Source organism: Rhizobium sp. FG96 (assembly GCF_057808655.1).
Genome location: NZ_JBMDIL010000039.1, coordinates 1 through 1,319, shown reverse-complemented (window position 1 = coordinate 1,319; position 1,319 = coordinate 1). Strand labels below are relative to the sequence as shown.

The 1,319-nt window shown below is 58.7% G+C and carries 1 protein-coding gene; it reads right to left on the bottom strand.

Annotation, left to right across the window (positions count from 1 at the left end; all coding sequences use genetic code 11):
* Positions 1-32 precede the first annotated feature (32 nt).
* Positions 33-1,246 (bottom strand): IS3 family transposase gene (locus ACODR6_RS32075; protein ID WP_489026615.1). Its coding sequence is split into 2 segments (ribosomal slippage): positions 33-910 and positions 910-1,246, totalling 1,215 coding nucleotides; the frame shifts between segments, so codons are not numbered across the junction.
* Between the last annotated feature and the right edge of the window lie 73 nt (positions 1,247-1,319).

Below are 1,319 nucleotides of genomic sequence, written 5' to 3'. Positions count from 1 at the left end.
TGGAGTGCTCCCCGTTTCACCGGACAGGTCGGCTAGATTGATTTAGCCCTGATGAACTGCCGAGGGGAAGCCATCTTGAGCGCTGAATGTGGATGGATTTCGTTGTAGTCCTCGATCCATCCGTCGATGAGCCGGAGCGCCGTTTCGGTGTCCGGTAGTGCAGAGATGCGGATGTAATCCCGCTTCAGGGTTTTGACGAATGCCTCGGACATTCCGTTCGACTGCGGGCTGGCCACCGGGGTGAAGCAGGGCGTCAGATTGAGCGCCTGGGCAAATAGCCTGGTTTCCCGTGCTGTATAAGCCGAACCGTTGTCCGAGAGATGCTCGATAGCATGCGGTGCTCGAGTTGCCTGGAAGCGTTTCTCAACCGCCTCCAGCATCATGTCGCGCACGTCTGAGCCGGAAATTCCTGCATTGGCTACCGCCGTCCAAGCGATGATCTCCCGGTCGAAGGCGTCGATGATGAAGGCGAGACGAATGACCTCGCCATTCCAGCAGGTGAACTCCAGCCCGTCCGAGCACCAGCGCAGGTTGGAGCGCATAACCATGACCTTGCCATCATGGATGCGGCCCTTGCGAACGGCCGTATGCTTCTCCAGCAGCATGGCGTGGTTGCCCATGATGCGATGGACCCGTTTGGCGTTGACGACAGGCTTATCGGCGGCTCGCCTTTCGCGATTGAGGAGCGCGGCGATCCGCCGATAGCCATAGGTTGGCCTTTGATCCACCAGCCTTCGAATGGCGGGCAGAAGCTCTGCATCCTCGACCTTGTGGTATGACCCACGCGGCTTTGCTTTGCCTTTCAGCCGCTCGATGAGGTTGGCACGGGAGACGCCCAGTGTGTCTGCGACGGCCTTCATCGCGAACCGTCCTTCGGCAACAAGATCGGCCGCGATATCCGTTTTTTTGAGTCCGCTTTGGAAAGGGCTTCGCGGAGGATTTCGACCTCCATCGTCTTACGGCCGAGCATGCGCTCCAACTCGCGGACGCGATCTTCCAGCTTCTTCACTTCCGAATTGCCGACCACCGGCTCGTCAGAATCCACGGCTGCAGCACCTCCCTCGCTCAAGAGCCTGCGCCACCGATAAAGCAGATTGGGCGCGACGCCATGGCGGCGAGCGGTGGACGATACCGTCTCGCCTTGTTCGAAACTCTGTTCAATGATCGTCAGCTTTTGCTCGGTTGTCCATCGCCTGCGGCGAACATCACCCGTCAGCAATTCAACGTGTCGATACTCGTTAGACATAAGCCTGTCCTCAAGCCTGTGCTTGAGCCTTTCTGCTTATGCCGACTGTCCGGTCGAAATGGGGGGCAGTTCA